Raw genomic sequence first — 18221 nt, 5'->3', positions numbered from 1 at the left:
ACTGCTTTCGAAAACCTTTTCTCTATCATATCAAGCCCTTTTTCTTTTGAAAACTTTGCAAGAAAAACTCCCATCGGCATTGACACATTATACAAAAAAAGGTGACACTTTAGGAGAAATAAACAAATAAAGGGGGATACATATGGGATGGGTAGAACAGATTGTCAGCAGTATCAATGATGTATTATGGGGACCGCCGCTTTTGTTTTTGATCGTGGGGACAGGGATTTACCTTACCTTTCGCGTGCTCTTCATTCAAATTAGGCTGCTCCCCTATTCGCTTAAGCTGGCATTTTCAAAGCAAGATAAGACATCAGAAGGTGATATTTCTCACTTCCAAGCATTAATGACAGCCCTTGCTGCAACGGTTGGAACGGGAAATATTGTAGGGGTCGCCTCTGCTGTCATTGCCGGCGGACCAGGCGCTGTGTTTTGGATGTGGTTTGCAGCGTTCTTTGGAATGGCGACTAAATATGCTGAAGCTGTTCTCGCAGTGAAATACCGTGTCAAAAATGAAAAAGGGGAAATGTCCGGCGGGCCGATGTACTATTTGGAGCATGGCTTGAAGCAAAAATGGCTAGGGGTGCTGTTTGCTATTTTTGGCGCCACGGCTGCATTTGGGATTGGGAATCTCGTGCAGTCAAATTCTATTTCTGGTGTCATGAATTCAACCTTTCAGATTCCAACATGGATCACCGGCATTATCATTACAGTCTTTACTGCCCTCGTGATTTTAGGCGGGATTAAAAGCATTGGCCGTGTGACGGCTATTTTTGTACCGGTCATGGCTTTATTCTACGTCATTTGCGGACTGATCATTCTTGTCATGAATGCGGATCTTGTCCCAAGTGCCGTCGGGCTCATTTTTACGGATGCATTTACAGGCCAAGCCGTTGCAGGCGGTGCGATCGGAACCGTAATCCGCTGGGGTGTGGCGAGAGGGGTATTTTCCAATGAAGCAGGTCTCGGTTCTGCACCAATCGCTGCTGCTGCTGCAAAAACAGATATGCCTGCTCGTCAAGCGCTTGTGTCAATGACGCAAGTCTTTATTGATACGATGATTGTTTGTTCCATTACAGGGATCACAATTGTCATGGCCGATATGTACGTCACAGAAAAAAGTGATGCACTCACCTCGTTATCCTTTGCTCATTTCCTTGGTCCAATCGGCTCAATCATTGTGGCAATCGGCTTACTTTTATTCGCCTATTCCACCATTATTGGCTGGTCCTATTATGGCGAAAAATGCTTTACATATTTGGCGAAAGATTCATATGTGATGTATTATCGTGTTGTGTTTGTTATTGCTGTCTTTTTCGGTGCCGTGTTTAAGAATGATTTCGTCTGGGGCGTAGCGGATATGCTAAACGGACTGATGGCTGTTCCTAACTTAATCGGCCTCATCGGTTTGTCAGGAGTTGTCGTGTTTGAATCTAAACGAATCATTGATAAGATCAAGCAGGAGAAAAACATCTCGGTGTCGTCTTAATAGCCCTTTTATTCTTTTGCTTTTCTGTTAAAATAGACATATTATTCAACACATATGCAGGAAAGGACGTGCCGCCCTTGTCAGAGCAAAAAGCGGCTGAAGTCAATCAGCTGATTGAAGACATTTCGCAAAAGTTAAATATGCTGAACATTGGAGTCATCAAAGCCGAGGACTTCAGTCCAGACAAGTACGAAGATATTGAATTTCTACACCAAATGGTGATGAAAAAATCTTCATTCAGCCCAAGTGAAATGCAAGCCATCGCAAGCGAGCTAAAAAACTTAAGAAAATAATCGTGCAAAGGAAAATAAGATTGCGGTTTACGCCGCTTTCTTCCATTCATGCGCAGAAAAAGCCAGCACCCCGCAAGGTGCTGGCTTTGTTTATCCTGTCAAAACTGCTTATTTTGCGAGCAGTTTTAATGATTCACGGTTAAATGCTGGAATGTCATCAGGTGTACGGCTTGTCACAAGCTGATCCTGACAAACAACAACTTCTTCATCTTTGAATTTTGCGCCTGCGTTTTCCATATCTACTTTGATGGATGTATATCCAGTCGCGCCTCTGCCTTCCAGCGTCTTTGCTGTAATAAGCAATTGCGGCCCGTGACAGATCGCAAATACTGGTTTTTTCTCGTCCATAAATGCTCTTGTGAACTGGACATAGCGATCATCTGCACGCAGAATGTCTGGTGAGAACCCGCCAGGAATCAGCAGTGCATCGAAGTCTTCAGGCTTCACGTTATCAATGGACGCATCCACTCTCACTTCTGCTTCTCCTTGCTTCCCTTTCACTGTTTTTCCTTTTTCGTTTTCAATTACTGTGATCTCATGGCCTGCATCTTTAAAGGCTTTTGCAGGCTCGGTGAATTCAACATCCTCAAAGTAATCTGTTAATACAACTGCAATTTTCTTACCCATGTAGAAACCCTCCTGCTTGATTATCGTTTACACTACACACTATACCCGGGGAGATTGAAATCAAACATCCTATCCCGATCAGATAAACCCTTATGGTGAAAATAAGCATTTAGACTTATTTATATTTCCTCAACAAGGTAATTCGTATGATTTATGTTATCTTTACAATAATCTGCAAAAAATAACTACAAAAGTTAACGAAACATTTCTACAATAGGTATTGTGGTCAAAAAAATTAGAAAGGCGGAGATCAGGTGAAGAAGCAAGCACATAGGTCTAAACGAAGGAAAAACCTGTCTATTCTGCTCACTTCCATTATGATGATTAGTCTCATTCTCCCAGCAGTACCTACTCATGCAGCAATAGAAAACGGCGATGCCGTAAAAGTCAGCATCTTAGCCACAACGGATGTTCATGCGAACATGATGAATTACGATTATTACAGCGACAAAGAAACAAATGAATTTGGTTTGGCAAAAACAGCTGAGCTGATTGAAAAGCACCGTTCACAAAATCCAAATACACTCCTTGTTGATAACGGAGACCTGATTCAAGGAACCCCTCTTGGAGAATACGTTTACAAAAATGAAAAAGACAGTATCATCAATCAAACAAAGGTTCACCCCATTATTCATACACTCAACAAACTAAAGTACGATGCAGGCACACTTGGCAATCATGAATTTAACTACGGATTATCATTTCTTGACGGTACTATTGCCGGGGCTAATTTCCCGATTGTCAATGCGAACGTCAAAAAGTTAAATGGAGAACACCGTTTTACGCCTTATGTGATCCAAGAAAAAACATTTAAAGATGCAAACGGAGCTTCCCAAACTGTGAAAGTCGGTTACATAGGATTCGTTCCACCGCAAATCATGACGTGGGATAAGAAGCATTTAGATGGACAAGTTCAAGTGCAGGATATCGTCGAATCTGCCAATGAAACCATTCCTGAAATGAAGGAAAAAGGCGCAGATATCATCGTCGCCCTTGCCCATACAGGGATTGAAAAAACCGCTTCACCTAAAGGATCAGAAAATATGATCTTTGACCTTGCCACAAAAACAAAAGGCATCGATGCGATCGTGTCCGGCCATCAGCACGGCACATTCCCAAGCGCTGAATATAGCGGCGTCGACAAATTCGATGTCTCAAAAGGAACGATCAACGGCATTCCAGTCGTCATGTCAAAAAACTGGGGAAGCTACCTCGGAGTCATTGATTTAACATTAGAGCCTGACGGCAGCAAATGGAAGGTCACAGACGGAACAGGAAAGATTGAATCTGTTGCAGGAGTCACCTCTCAAAACAGCACTGTGAAAGATGCCATTCAAACAACGCATCAAAACACACTTGAGTATGTGAGAAAACCTGTTGGTAAAACAGAAGCAGACATTAACAGCTTTTTTGCTCAAGTGATGGATGACCCTTCTATTCAAATTGTGACTGATGCACAAAAATGGTATGCACAAGAAAAAATGAAGGACACGTCATACAAAAACTTACCGATTTTATCTGCAGGCGCCCCGTTTAAAGCTGGCGGCCGAAACGGTGTAAATTATTATACAAATATCGCAAAAGGTGATTTAGCAATTAAAAACATCGGCGATCTCTACCTTTACGATAACACCGTGCAGATTGTCAAACTGAAAGGCAGTGAAGTGAAAGACTGGCTTGAGATGTCTGCTGGACAGTTTAATCAGATCAAACCAAACAATTCAAATGAACAGCCTATTTTAAACGAAGAATACCGCTCGTATAACTTTGATGTGATCGATGGTGTCACCTATCAAGTCGATGTGACGCAGCCTGCTAAGTACAGCACAACAGGCACTCTTGTTAATGCGAATGCAAACCGCATCAAAAACTTGTCCTACAATGGGAAGCCAGTCTCTGACAATCAAGAATTTTTAGTCGTAACGAACAACTATCGAGCTTCTGGCGGCGGGGGCTTCCCGCATCTGACGCAAGATAAAGTGGTGCTTGCCTCAGCTGATGAGAACCGCCAAGTGCTGATGGATTATATTATCGAACAAAAAACCATCAATCCAAGTGCGGATCAAAACTGGTCCATTGCACCAGTCAAGGGCGCAACAGTCACATTCGAATCTTCTCTTTTAGCTAAGCCGTTTGCTGAAAAATCAAGCAGCGTAGATTTTGTTCGTAACGCCAGCACAGATGGTCTTGGCGTGTACAAGCTAGCCTTTAAAGAGGATGGCACAACAGAACCGCCTGCATCAGATAACTGGAATTTAACGGTGATGCATACAAACGATACACACGCACACCTTGATGATGCGGCAAGACGTGTAACAAAGATTAAAGAAGTTCGAGCCGAAAGCAAAAACAACATTTTATTAGATGCTGGAGATGTCTTCTCTGGTGACCTATATTTCACAAAATGGCAAGGACTTGCCGACCTAAAACTGATGAACTTAATGAAATATGATGCCATGACGTTTGGTAATCATGAATTTGACAAAGGGCCTTCTGTTCTCCGTCAATTCCTGACAGGTGATGCATCAGATGTAGATGCGAAAAACCGTCATCAATTTGAAAAGCCTGCATTCCCGATTGTGTCATCAAACGTTGATATCTCTAAGGAGAAACAATTGAGCGGCTTAGTGAAAAAGCCAGCCACATTTAAAGCTGGTGAGAAAAAAGAAGCTGGGATTTACCCATACATCCTGCTTGATGTAAACGGTGAGAAGGTGGCTGTATTCGGCTTAACGACTGAAGACACGGCCATTACATCCAGCAGCGGTCCTAACATTCAATTCAAGGATGCATACAAGAAAGCAAAAGAAACAATCAACACGATTCAAACAAAAGAAAAAATCAACAAAATCATTGCTTTAACACACATTGGCTATAACCGTGACCTTGAGCTTGCTCAAAAAGTAGACGGGATTGATTTAATCATTGGCGGTCACACGCACACCCTTGTTGAAAAATTAAAGGTCGTCAATAAGAAAGAACCAACGATTGTCGCACAGGTAAAAGACTACGGACAATTCTTAGGAAAAGTAGACGTGGCCTTTAATCAAAAAGGAGTCGTGCAGCCAAAGGAATCTTCTTTTGACCTCATCACCATCGATGACTCTGTCAAAGAAGATGCCGATGCAAAAGCAATCCTCGATCAGTACAAGGCAGATATTCAAGATTTAAAAACGGAAAAAGTCGGGTCTACCGATGTCCTCTTAGATGGACAACGCGAGCATGTCCGTGCGAAGGAAACGAACCTTGGGAACTTTATTGCTGACGGTATGCTGAAAAAAGCACAAGAATCTGCTGGTGCTGACCTTGCCATCACAAACGGCGGCGGTATTCGAGGCAGCATTGAAAAAGGAGATATCACTCTAGGTGATATTTTAACGGTCATGCCATTCGGAAACACACTCTATGTCGCAGATTTAAAAGGCAACCAAATTAAGAAAGCACTCGAACAAGGGCTTTCAGGGATTGAGGAAGGCGGCGGCGCATTCCCTCATGTAGCCGGCATTGAATATACGTTTACACTGAGTAAACCAGCTGGCAGCAGACTCATTGATGTCAAACTGAAAGACCAAAACGGCAAACTAACAGACATTGATGATCAGAAAACATACCGCGTGGCGACAAACGCATTTGTCGGCACAGGCGGAGATGGCTACAGCGTCTTTACAGAAGCTTCTCACGGCGAAGACTTAGGCTATGTTGACTATGAAATCTTCAAAGAGCAAATTGAACAGGCAGACGGCGGGCATATTTCTCCTGTCATCGATCATCGAGTGAAAGAAGTGTTCCTTCCGCGTGCGAAAGGAAAAGGCGCCTATGACATTCAAGATGATGAGAAATTCCAAACGTATGTGCAGCATACAAACAAAGCATTGCTCTATTTAGACAAAGCGAGCGAAGCGAAAAACGTTCAATTGTCTCTATCAAAAACGCAGGTAGCCGAGCTGAAGAAAAGAGAGCAAGATCCAAACGTCACCATCTATCATGACAAAGTGGGACTCGCATTACCGCTTTCCAACTTGTCCGAGAAAAGTGCAGATATATGGATGACAAAGACGGATAAGGTGAAAAATGCATTAACGGATACGTATGATTTCAAAATCAAACAAGATCAGAAAAAGGTGTCTACCTTTAAAGATCCTGTCACACTATCCTTTACATTAGATGAGCCTCAAAAGGCGAAGAAACCTGGTGTATATTATGTAGACCGCAAGAAAAACCGTTATGCCAAAACAAGTAACGGATCGTTCGAAAATGGGGTCGTATCAGGTCAAACTGAACACTTCAGCGAATATACCGTACTCAACCAAAGCGGGGCAGCTGGAACAACGCCAGATCAAACTGGCGGAGACGGCGGTACATCAGTGCCAGGCGGAGGTACAGGTACAGATCCAAACCAAGATGGAACCGGACTCCCAGGCGGCACACTGCCTAATACAGCAACGATGATGTATACAGCTGTATTGATTGGTGTACTTATGCTTGCCTTAGGCGGTATCCTATATTACTACCAGCGCAAGCGTACAAGAAAAAATGTATCATCCTAAAAAAGGACAGAGCGTATGCTCTGTCCTCATATTGTTGACAAAGGGCTAAAATGATCTTGATTTTAGCCCTTTGTCTTCTTTTCATCTCAATCTTGGGATAAATAAATCCAATTGCGCTTATCAAATTCTTTCACATTATCTGATCCTATATGACGCAGCATTCTATTGAAGAACGTGATATCATCTTCATCATCGATGGCATATAAATCCTCTTGAACATAATCTCTTATAATAAAATTCGTTAAGTTCGTATTATTCACAAAATCAGCAAAATAATCCTCTACAAGAGTTAAATCCTCTTCACTTAACTTTTCATCATTAATAATTGAAATATGAAACACATTCAAAATCGCTTTTATATCTTCTTCATCCATATAACATAATGGCTCTAGTTTTCGATCTTCTTCCGTAAACGGTTTTCGAGTATCTTCAATGATAACGTAACATAATATTCGATGATCTTTCATCACGCTAAAAATTTCTAAATCCCGTAATTTTAGTGGTCGATTCAGTCTAATCATTTTTCCTCCTATAAATCATGATCTTGTCGTTGTATATCCCCGCTTCTCCAAAAATTGAAACGGACAGAGCCTATGCTCTGTCCGTTTTTTCTCTTCTAGCAAAATCGACGAATCTGAAGCGGTCTAATCGGTGACGGCTTTCTGTGTATTGAAATAGACTCGTATCCTCTAAGAACACATAATTCTTTACCACGACGATATGGTCAAATCCCTTCAAATCAAGGTACTTCGCATCCTCTTCTGTACATGGCTCTACCACAAATTCCTTTTGAGCATAGCTGATCGATACACCGAGTTCTCCCTCAATATACTCGTAGATTGATCCTTCGCATATGTCTTTAGTCAAGACTTCGACATGCTTTTGCAAGAAGTAGTCCTTGTCTAAAATCACTTCTTCCCCGCTAATATTACGAGATCGAATGACTTTCCAGACGTCTGTCTGTTCATCAATTTTCAGCTGAGACTGAATATACTGATCCGGTTTAATTAAACCAAATTCATGAACCGTTGTGACCGTCTTTCGACCAAGCGTTTGAGAAAGCTCTTTAAAGCTGACAAGACCTGAAACAGGGAACTGCATTTTCTCCCGATTCAGCAATACAGAGCCTTTTCCGCGGATTTTTTGAATATAGCCATTTTGTACAAGAATATTTAATGCCTTTCTCACCGTCTCCCGGGACGTGTCGTACATGATAGAAAGTTCATGTTCTGATGGGAGGATGCCTTTATCCTGCCATTCACCTTGCTCAATTCGTCTTGCGAGCTGATCATAAATCACTCGAAACTTATTCTCTTTCATTTTCCCTCCGCCCCATTTTCTAGCGTTTGGTTAAATGATAAACGATTGACTCATATGGGCGCAACGTAAATCCCTTGATATGTGCCGGCACATCCTCATAATTGGATAACAGGACTTGCCCCTCCATCTCATCTACAGCCTGCACAAGCTCCTCAGGAAGCGTAAAGTCCGCCTCCCCTGGATAAAAGTGATTGATCACGAGGAGCTTCTCATCCTTGCTTTCTCTAACATAAGCAAAAATCTTTGGATCTTCTGCTAAAAGTAAGGAGAAGCTGCCATATGTGATCACATCAAGTTCTTTACGCAGTCTGCAAAGGGCTTGGTAATGATAGAAAATGGACGTCCGGTCTTTTAACGCAGCTTCGACCGAAATGTCGTTATGGGCTGGCTCAATCCAAGGTGTTCCTGTTGAGAAACCTGCATTCTTCTCTGAGGTCCACTGCATTGGTGTTCTTGCATTATCTCTTGACTTGACCTGTAAAATGGCGAGTGCTTCTTCCTTTGATTTTCCCTTTTCAAGCATGACTTCGTACATATTGAGTGATTCGATATCACGGTAAGACGAAATGTCCTCAAAGCGAGGATTCTTCATGCCAATTTCCTCACCTTGATAAATATAAGGAGTCCCCTGCATCAGATGAATCGTGGTCGCCAGCATCTTCGCTGATTGCTGATGATACGTGTCATCATCACCATACCTTGAGACGATCCGCGGCTGATCATGATTGCACCAGAACAGCGCATTCCAGCCGCCGCCCTCATGCATTTTCGTCTGCCATTCAGACAGAATCGACTTTAATTCTTGAAAATCAAATGGTGCGATCGCCCATTTTTCACCGTTTGGATAATCCACCTTTAAATGATGGAAATTGAACGTCATATCCAGCTCCTGCCGATCAGGTCTTGTATACCGAATGCAGTCTGCGATATTCGTTGAAGACATTTCTCCAACTGTCATGCTATCGTATTTCGAAAAAACCTCCTGGTTCATTTCATGCAGAAATTCATGAATTCTCGGCCCGTCCGTATAGTACATGCGGCCGTCGCCTTGCACAGATTGTCCGGCGTCATCTAAGAAACGCTGATCCTTTGAGATGTTGTTGATGACATCCAGCCTGAACCCATCAATTCCTTTTTCAAACCAAAAGTGCATGATGTCATATACTTGCCCGCGCACCTCATCCTTCTCCCAATTGAGATCCGCCTGAGTGACATCATATAAATGAAGATAATAATCTCCTGTTACTTCGTCAAGCTCCCAGGCTGGGCCGCCAAATTTCGACTGCCAATCATTCGGCGGAGATCCGTCCGATTTTGGCTCCTTCCAAATATAATAATCTCGGTAAGGGTTATCCTTTGACTCACGCGAGGCTTGAAACCACTCATGGAAAATGGATGTATGGTTAACGGCTAGATCCATAATGACTCGTATTCCTCTCTCATGCGCTTCCTTCAGCATGCGTTCAAAATCTGTCATTGTGCCGTACATGTCATGGATTTTTGTATAATTACTAATATCATAGCCGTTGTCATGCTGCGGGGACTCATACATTGGCGTGAGCCAAATACAATCCGCCCCAAGCTCTTTAATGTAATCAAGCTTTTTCGTCACGCCATTGATATCCCCTGTACCAGAGCCCGTTGTATCTAAAAAGCTCTTCGGATAAATTTGATAGACCACCGCTTTTTTCCACCATGGTTCATTTGATTGCTGATTCAATTTCCTTCACCACCACTAGTTAAGTTCTTCTGAAAAATCCTTCTTCTTTTTTAGTTTTGCATATAAAAGAGTACCGATGAATGGAAGGATGAGTACAATCACCATTCCAATTGCAAATGCCCCCCAATATTTCGGGATAATGGAGAAGATTCCTGGAATGCCTCCAACACCAACTGAGCTTGCCAGCACCCCTTGAGAGGCGATAAACATGCCGGCTAATCCTGAACTGATCAGTGCAAAAATAAATGGGAATCGATAACGCAGGTTGACCCCAAACATGGCCGGTTCGGTAATTCCTAAATAAGCAGAAATACTTGATGTCAGCGAAAGTCCTTTTTGCTTTTCATCTTTTAAGACAAACATCATTGCCAGTGCAGCTGATCCTTGAGCGATATTGGACAGTGCAAGCATTGGCCATAGGAACGTGCCGTGCAGCTTTGAGTTAATCAATTGAATATCCACAGCGAGGAACGTATGGTGCATTCCTGTAATGACTAATGCTGCATACAGACCGCCGTATAATAGACCGCCAAGTGCTGCGAATTGCTGGAATACAGCTACAAGTCCAGATGTTAGAACGTTACCGATTGCAAATGTAACAGGTCCAATGACGATAAATGATAAAAATCCAATGACTAATAACGTAATCGGAGCAACCACTAACAGTTGAATGCTTTCAGGTGTCCGTTTTGTGATAAACAATTCGAGCTTCGCTAGTAAATACGAGGCGACGAGTATCGGAAGAACCTGTCCTTGATAGCCTACCTTCTGCACTTCAAGTCCAAACAAGTTCCAAACAGGAATGTCACCGGTCTTCTCAGCCGCTCCATAGCCCCATGCGTTTAACAAGTCCGGGTGTACGAGCATTAGACCAAGTACCATCCCTAAAAGCGGATTTCCCCCAAACCGCTTCACAGCTGACCAGCCAATTAATGCTGGCAGGAACGTGAAGGCAGTGCCTGCAATTAAGTTGATCATATTCGCTAAGTCAGCCCATGCCGGATACACATCCACAATCGACTTTTGATCGAAGAAAATATCAGGAGCTGTTAAAATATTATTAATTCCCATTAATAAACCGGCTGTGACGATGGCAGGAAGAATCGGTATAAAGATGTCCGCAAGCGTTTTCACAGCACGTTGCAATGGATTCAATTTCTGATCAGAGGCACGCTTGACGTCCTCTTTTGTGGCTTCCCCAATTCCTGTCCTTTTGACCATTTCGGCATATACTCGATTGACGACCCCTTGACCAATGACAACTTGGTATTGACCGTTTGCTGAGAAAGATCCCTTCACTTCTTCAATTTGTTCAAGTGCTTTCTCATCAACCTTGTCTTCATCTTTCAGCACAAAGCGCAGCCTTGTTACACAATGTGTCGCTTGATCGATATTTTCTTTGCCGCCGATGGCTTTCACAATCTGATCTGCTGCTGCCTGATAATCAGCCATACTATCCCCTCCGAGATCGTTTTTTATAAGAAAAAAGAACCAAAAAACTTGTATATACATGTTTGATTATTATTTTATATTTGTATATACATGTAGTCAACAACAAAATGCAGCGCTTACATAAAAAAAGCTCCCTCAATGTGCTCAGGGAGAGTCAGCGTGTCATCATCTTTTTTTATGCTCTGTTAATTTCTCGTAGACCTTATTTTTGTAAAAGGAGGAGGCTGGGCGGGCAAAAGTTTGGCGCTTAGATGTAAGTTCATCCAGACGTTTTTGTTTTTCTTCACAGATAAGAGACAGTTTCTTTCTTTCTTCTCCATCTATGCTTGATTGAAGTAATTCTTTGACAGTCATGAGTTCTTTTTTCAGCGCTGTTTCTTCCCCAGCAAATCCGGCATTTTTCATGATGCGGTAGCCCATTCTAAGTTCTTCTGGTACATGAGCAGCATCATCTTTTGGCAGAGGTTTCCCAAAGCCAGATAATCCTTCAAAAGCCCCGTTATCCATCGCTTTTTTGATCCGTTCTTCTGATAATCTCTGCGCAAAATCCATAGCGTTTCTCCTTTCGCCGCAAGTATTTGATTAAGCATAGCAAAAAAGCTGGCTCTCTCACAAGAGCCAGCTTCAGCGTCTAGACAAGCCCTCGCATTCGGTGTCTATCCTGCGCTCAGGTGCTCGTTCGCTGAAAAGAGAAAAAGGGCTAAAATATTTTAGCCCTTTCTCGTTATTTATTGTCGACTTTGAAGGTTGAGACCATTTGTGCTAAGTCCTCTGACATGTCAGAGAGCTGTTCAATGGCACTTGAAATTTGCTGCATACCAGCACTTTGCTGTTCTGTTGCTGCCGCCACTTCTTGAGAGCTGGCTGCATGTTCTTCTGATACAACAGAAATTTGCTCAATCGATGTAGAAATCGTTTGATATGCTTGCTCAACTTGCTTAATAGAAGCAAGCAAATTGTTCGTTCTTCTTGAAAACTGAGATACACCGTCGTAAATCAAAGCGAAATTTTGTGACGTGCCTTCCATTTGCTCACGTCCTTCTTCCACTGCTTTACTACTTTCCTCTACACTTTCAAGAACGCGCTGACTGTTTTCCTGTGTGCCGATGACAAGGTCTGAAACGGTTTTAGCCGCATCCGCTGATTGCTCAGCTAACTTGCGCACCTCATCTGCCACAACAGCAAAACCTTTTCCTTCTTCTCCAACACGTGCCGCTTCAATTGAAGCATTCAGTGCAAGCAGATTCGTTTGGGCTGAAATGTCCGTAATAATTGAGATGACACTTTCAATCTCCGTTGAATGAGATTGTAATTCTTCTGCTGCCTGCTTTGAGTTGGTCATCTTGTCATGTAGCATATTCAGATGATCAAGCACATGGTTCACTAATTTTTGACCAGATTCTGATTGCTTTTGTACGTCAGATGAAACAGATTTCATTTCGTCGACTTCTTTTGTGACGCCTTCGATTTGAGTATCGATCTCTGCAACGGATGTCGTACAATCCGTGATATTTGCGACAGAATCATTGATTCCTTCACTCATATTCGTCATAGCTTCTGATACTTGCTGCGCACTTTGACTTGATTCGGTCGTCACCGTACGAAGCTGTGAAGACATTTTCGACACTTCACTAGATGAGTTTGAGATTTTCGAAATGAGCTCTTTAATCCGTCCCTGCATCTTTTGGAAGGATGCGGCAAGCTGGCCGATCTCATCTTTACTTTCAACCTCTACCATACCAGTTAAATCACCGTCAGCAATTCGATTCGCTGATTCCATCAAGGAACGTGCTGGTTTTGCAATTCTCCTTCCCATGAAGTATGAGAAGAGTAATCCACCGATAAGCACAATGGCAGATGCTACTGTGATATAGATCATCAACTTCTGCGTTGTTTGAGGCACGACAGACGCATCTAAATCAATGCCTAAAATCCCTGTCAGCTCACCGCCTGAATCCTTAATTGGCAAAAAGACTGATTTATGTGTACCAAATGAATCTTTGTAAATATCACTTTTGACCATTTTATCTTCAGAGAGCGCTTGTTTCATCTCTTCTGAAAAAGCATAATCTTGATCAAAGTCATTTTCTTCACCGGTTAGTATAATAATTCTTTCTTTGCCGCCTTTATTAGATAACACGTATAAGTTCTCAAGCGTATGATCTTTTTGAAGCTCTGCGAATTTCGTTTTGATCTCAGCATAAATAGGATCATCCTTCCCGCTAATGCTGAGTACGTTTCCATCGATGTTATCGATTTCTTTTTTGGCGGTATCAATATCTGTTGTTAATCGATAATCAAATTGCTTTAATAACTGGGATGATAAATCCTGGCTCACTAGATAAAAGGTTAGAACGAATAATGCTACGGTTGCGAGTAATGTTACGGTAACGACTGACATGATTTTAGAGGATATCGTGTATCCTCCAAATTTCCTTTGTTTCGCCATTTTTTCCTACATCTCCACTCTCAGATTTGATTTAAGCATGTACATTTTCAAATTGACCACAAACAGATGCAATCACATCTTTTAAATAAGATACGATATGAGGGATATGCTCTGGTAACGTATAAGGTGAGATGACAAAAAACTTACTAACACTTAGATAGAATTCTTGACCTTCTTTTGAGTTGACAAGTAAAAACTTCGTTGTATCGCCAAAGAACATCTCATCTCTTTTCTCTCCAAGTTTTTCAAACAGCATTTTGTTCAATTCATTGTTTCGCTCAATTTCCATTGAAGTCGCTTCGCCAGAAATCTCTTCTTGAAAACGCGGTGAGCCGTCTAGGTAAATTCTAAATAATGTAGCCATTCCGACGTTGTCATCATTCACGACTTCTGCTTGCGGAATTTCTCGACTAAGTGCTTCTCTGAAGGCAAGGTTCACTTCTAAGAATTGACCGAGCAAGCGCTGATAGCCTTCAACCCCAAACGTTAAGAGCACACTCAGCATGCTGATTGAGCTTCCCATTCTTGAACACTCAAGTGTATAACCCGTATGGTATTCACCGTAGCCTCTATGGCCAACATATGGTGTCTCTTGTTCCTCCAGGTCCAAACGCTTTAAGTCAGCAGCGTTTTTCACTAAGAATAAACTGGATGTGTAAGGTGTTTGGCCGAGCTTTTGAAAATCAAAGCACATCGAGTCTGCAAGAGAAAGATGCTGGAATTTCGCTTTGATTTCTTTTAGCATACGAAGAACACCGACTGAGAATTGCAGCGGGTTTTCTGATACATCATACTCATTAAAGAAAGCAAAGAATCCACCCAGCGCCGAATCTGCATGAATATGCGGCACCTTCAGATCATACTTTTCAGCAATCGCTTCTGCTGTTTCACGTACCCCTTTGACATCATCAATTGCAATGGCATCTGTTGTTCCGGTTGTTGCCACAATATAAACGGGAATTCCGCCACCCTGTGCAACACGTTCCATTTGACAACGCAAATCTTCCATATCCATTGAATGATCTTTATTCGTCTTAATTCTGATTAAGTTGTTTGTGCCTAGTCCTGTTGCTTCCATTGACTTAAATAAGCTGTAATGTGCAGCATCAGAACAAAACGCATAAAGATTTTGTGGAACTCCTTTTCGCAGTGACTCCGGCGCAGCTTTTGCGATCGCTAAACGAAGTCCTGAAAAAATCGCTCCTTGACCTCCCCATGTTGTGTATCCCCCGCTCATATTTGGATCATATCCGATGAGCTTAGACATCATTGAAACCACTCTGACCTCAGCTTCCGCACCTGCTGGTCCATAAACATCCCAAAGGTTGTTTCCGTTTACCAGCATAGCTGTCAGCATGCCTAAAATTCCTGGTGTACTTGCCATTGGCAAAATGTTCGTGAAGAAATACTTGGTGTGGTATGGATGGTTATGTAAAAGCTTCAGTAATTCTTCATTCACAAGTTCCGCTTGCTGGCCGTTCATCGGAATTTGACTTGTTTCGGTGAGCTTTTTGTAAAAGTCCTCCCCACGATTCTTTTCACCTTTAAGGTGTGCACGGTTGGGATCTTTCAGGTCATCGACCCCTGAAATGATCTGCTCCATCAATTTGATGAGTTCTTTACGCTCTCCTGCATTTCCGTCCTCACTCGGAAACCAGTTCTGAACGAGGTTCTCTGCTCGTACAGTCATATACTATCAATCCTTTCAATGGAAGATTTCCTGTCACTGTCTATATCGACCCCAATTCAGAAGTTTATAGTCTCGATATGTTCACTTAAGTATATTTAGATAATTTGTTCACTTATTAAAATAAATGAAACCCTTAAAAAACACATGAAAACCATTATGTTCACGAAACACAAAAATATATTGATATATTGTATAGGAGGAATTTTTATCCATCGTCTTATTCTATTACATGGCTCATTTTTTTTGTTTAACCTGCATAAACATTAATAAACAATGGAAATACTCTCTAAATGACCATTGTAGAAATTAAATTAATTCTTTAGACTTGTATCTTTTTACCTGTTTTATTGATATAGCAACTGGAAAATTGCTGAATTTTCTGTCAATAATAGGTCAATTTTCATAAAAAGTTTTTCGATGGGCGAATATTTTCATTTCCTCTCCTTTTATTGCTCGGACAGGCTTGCAAAGGCTCTTCACTGGTTATGACTTTTCTATTTGTGCATTTCGTGGTATATTCTAATGGTTCGTTTTCTTTCGTTCCGCCTCTTCCGTTTAACGGAGAAAAGGAGTGTTTATATGAAAACATTTATTCAAAAAAGAGGTCTCGGCTTCTTTCTGATTGCAGCCATCTTACTATGGCTCAAAACGTATTCAGCGTATTTAATCGAATTTAAACTTGGTATATCAAATGTGCTTCAGCATATTTTGCTTTTCGTGAATCCTATTAGCTCCAGCTTGTTCTTTCTTGGCTTTGCTTTATTGTTCAAGAAAAAATGGCAGCCTGCCGCTATCATTGTGATTCACTTTTTCATGTCTTTTTTACTATACGCAAACATCGTGTACTATCGATTCTTCAATGACTTTATCACGCTGCCTACAGTGATGCAGGCAGGAACGAATGGCGGACAATTAGGTGATAGTGCATTTTCACTCATGCGTTGGACTGATGTGTTTTACTTTATTGATACAATCATTTTGATTGTACTTGCAGTCCGCATGAAAAGGCAGCAGCAAACAAGTACAGCCACTGTACCTGTTCAAAAGTCAAAATCGTTTAGACTCGTCCTTGTGTCCTCTGTTGTGATCTTTGTTTTAAACTTAGTTGCTGCAGAGATCGATCGTCCAGAGCTTTTATCAAGATCGTTCGACCGCAATTATTTAGTTAAATATTTAGGTGCTTATAACTTTACTGTGTTTGATGCCATTCAAAATGTGAAATCAAACAGCCAGCGTGCTCTGGCAAATTCAAATGACGTGACAGATGTAGAGAACTATTTAAAAGCGAACAGCGCTGATCCTAACCCTGCTTATTACGGGAAAGCGAAAGGCATGAACGTCATTACAATTTCTCTTGAATCTCTGCAAAACTTTGTCATTGATTATAAGGTGAATGGAAAAGAAGTAACGCCATTCCTTAATTCATTGGCACACGACAACAAAACGTTTTACTTTGATAACTTCTTCCATCAAACAGGACAGGGAAAAACGTCTGATGCTGAATTTATGATGGATACTGGGTTATTCCCATTATCACAGGGATCTGTTTTTATTAACAAAGCGCAAAACACATATCAAGCACTTCCTGGTATTTTGAAGAAGGATCAATATACGTCAGCAGAATTCCATGGCAACACGAAAACCTTCTGGAACCGTAATGAAATGTTTAAGTCCTTTGGATATGACAGATTTTACGATTCTGAGTACTATGATATGAACGAGCAGGATACGAAGAACTATGGACTGAAAGACAAACCGTTCTTCAAAGAATCGATGCCAATGCTTGAAAACTTGAAGCAGCCGTTTTATTCGAAGTTCATTACCTTATCGAATCATTTCCCATTTGGAATGGACGAAGGTGATACTGATTTCGAACCTGGTGATTTCGGTGACTCTGTCGTCGATAACTACTTCCAATCGGCTCATTATTTAGATGAAGCGATTGAACAGTTCTTCAATGATCTAAAAAAGTCAGGTCTTTATGACAACACAGTCGTCATTATGTACGGAGATCATTACGGTATTTCTGAAAACCATAATGAAGCGATGGAAAAAGTGACAGGACAAAAAATTGGAGATTATGAAAATGCGCAGCTCATGCGTGTGCCGCTCTTTATCCATGTTCCTGGCGTAAAAGGCGGACAGATTCATAAATACTCTGGTGAAGTTGATGTCGCACCAACTCTTCTGCACCTGCTTGGCGATGATACGAAGAACTATTTAATGTCTGGTTCTGATATCTTATCGAAGAACTTTAAAGAGCTTGTGCCATTTAGAAATGGTGACTTCGTGTCTAAGGACTACACGAAAGTAGGCAATAACTATTACAGCAACAAAACAGGCGAGAAAATCGAGCCAACTGACAAGGCATCCCAAGAAAATGAAACGGTGAAAAAGATGCTGGAGACATCTGATAAGATTGTCACCGAAGATTTACTCCGTTTCTACAAGCCTAAAGGCTTTACACCGATTGACCGCAATGATTATGACTATACAAAGAAAGTACAGGATGAAAAGGATTCCTCTTCCGCCAAAGATGAATCCAGCTCTTCTTCAAAATAACGTTCTCATGCTAAGAACCAGCCGATCCTTGATCAGCTGGTTCTTTTTACGTTTGATCATGATTACTCCGGG

General features: G+C 41.6%; 12 protein-coding genes. 4 read left to right on the top strand and 8 right to left on the bottom strand.

All coding sequences use genetic code 11. From position 1 onward, the window contains the following. Window positions 1-142 precede the first annotated feature (142 nt). A complete protein-coding gene (locus H7F25_RS02250) occupies window positions 143-1489 on the top strand; it encodes an alanine/glycine:cation symporter family protein (RefSeq protein WP_185854180.1) in 1347 nt (448 codons plus the stop codon). Window positions 1490-1566: 77 nt separating this feature from the next. Next, complete coding sequence (locus H7F25_RS02245; RefSeq protein ID WP_003214000.1) at window positions 1567-1782, top strand: DUF1128 domain-containing protein; 216 nt, start codon at window positions 1567-1569, stop codon at window positions 1780-1782. Between the two features lie 108 nt (window positions 1783-1890). Here H7F25_RS02245 and H7F25_RS02240 read toward each other — a convergent pair whose 3' ends face one another. Beyond that, complete coding sequence (locus H7F25_RS02240) at window positions 1891-2409, bottom strand: type 1 glutamine amidotransferase domain-containing protein (protein ID WP_185854179.1); 519 nt, start codon at window positions 2407-2409, stop codon at window positions 1891-1893. 254 nt (window positions 2410-2663) lie between these two features. Here H7F25_RS02240 and H7F25_RS02235 point away from each other — a divergent pair, with 254 nt between their 5' ends. Continuing rightward, a complete protein-coding gene (locus tag H7F25_RS02235) occupies window positions 2664-6956 on the top strand; it encodes a multifunctional 2',3'-cyclic-nucleotide 2'-phosphodiesterase/3'-nucleotidase/5'-nucleotidase (RefSeq protein ID WP_185854178.1) in 4293 nt (1430 codons plus the stop codon). Window positions 6957-7042: 86 nt separating this feature from the next. Here H7F25_RS02235 and H7F25_RS02230 read toward each other — a convergent pair whose 3' ends face one another. The 7 genes from H7F25_RS02230 to H7F25_RS02200 form a co-directional block, all read right to left on the bottom strand. Continuing rightward, the gene (locus H7F25_RS02230) at window positions 7043-7477 is read right to left on the bottom strand and encodes a terpene synthase (RefSeq protein WP_185854177.1); all 435 of its coding nucleotides are present in this window, start codon (window positions 7475-7477) and stop codon (window positions 7043-7045) included. 70 nt (window positions 7478-7547) lie between these two features. Then, entirely contained in the window at window positions 7548-8276 is a 729-nt protein-coding gene (gene treR / locus H7F25_RS02225) for a trehalose operon repressor (RefSeq protein ID WP_025092691.1), read from the bottom strand. A 19-nt stretch (window positions 8277-8295) separates the two neighbouring features. Next, complete coding sequence (treC, locus tag H7F25_RS02220; RefSeq protein WP_185854176.1) at window positions 8296-9996, bottom strand: alpha,alpha-phosphotrehalase; 1701 nt, start codon at window positions 9994-9996, stop codon at window positions 8296-8298. 15 nt (window positions 9997-10011) lie between these two features. Beyond that, window positions 10012-11448 carry a PTS system trehalose-specific EIIBC component gene (gene treP, locus H7F25_RS02215; RefSeq protein ID WP_111291799.1) on the bottom strand — a complete coding sequence of 479 codons (1437 nt, stop codon included), beginning with the start codon at window positions 11446-11448 and terminating at the stop codon, window positions 10012-10014. Between the two features lie 165 nt (window positions 11449-11613). Beyond that, a complete protein-coding gene (locus H7F25_RS02210; protein ID WP_024425857.1) occupies window positions 11614-12000 on the bottom strand; it encodes a DnaJ family domain-containing protein in 387 nt (128 codons plus the stop codon). Between the two features lie 172 nt (window positions 12001-12172). Then, a complete protein-coding gene (locus H7F25_RS02205) occupies window positions 12173-13897 on the bottom strand; it encodes a methyl-accepting chemotaxis protein (RefSeq protein WP_133744867.1) in 1725 nt (574 codons plus the stop codon). A 31-nt stretch (window positions 13898-13928) separates the two neighbouring features. Then, window positions 13929-15587, bottom strand: coding sequence for a pyridoxal phosphate-dependent decarboxylase family protein (locus H7F25_RS02200; RefSeq protein ID WP_044334637.1), 1659 nt, complete (start codon window positions 15585-15587; stop codon window positions 13929-13931). A 579-nt stretch (window positions 15588-16166) separates the two neighbouring features. Here H7F25_RS02200 and H7F25_RS02195 point away from each other — a divergent pair. Next, window positions 16167-18149, top strand: a complete 1983-nt coding sequence (locus tag H7F25_RS02195; RefSeq protein ID WP_103132784.1) for a lipoteichoic acid synthase — start codon at window positions 16167-16169, stop codon at window positions 18147-18149. The last annotated feature ends 72 nt before the right edge of the window (window positions 18150-18221 follow it).

This window comes from Bacillus sp. PAMC28571 (genome assembly GCF_014250435.1).
Classification (GTDB): Bacteria; Bacillota; Bacilli; order Bacillales; family Bacillaceae; genus Bacillus; species Bacillus safensis.
Note: the sequence above shows the minus strand (reverse complement) of the source record. Positions and strands in the feature narration are given on the sequence as shown.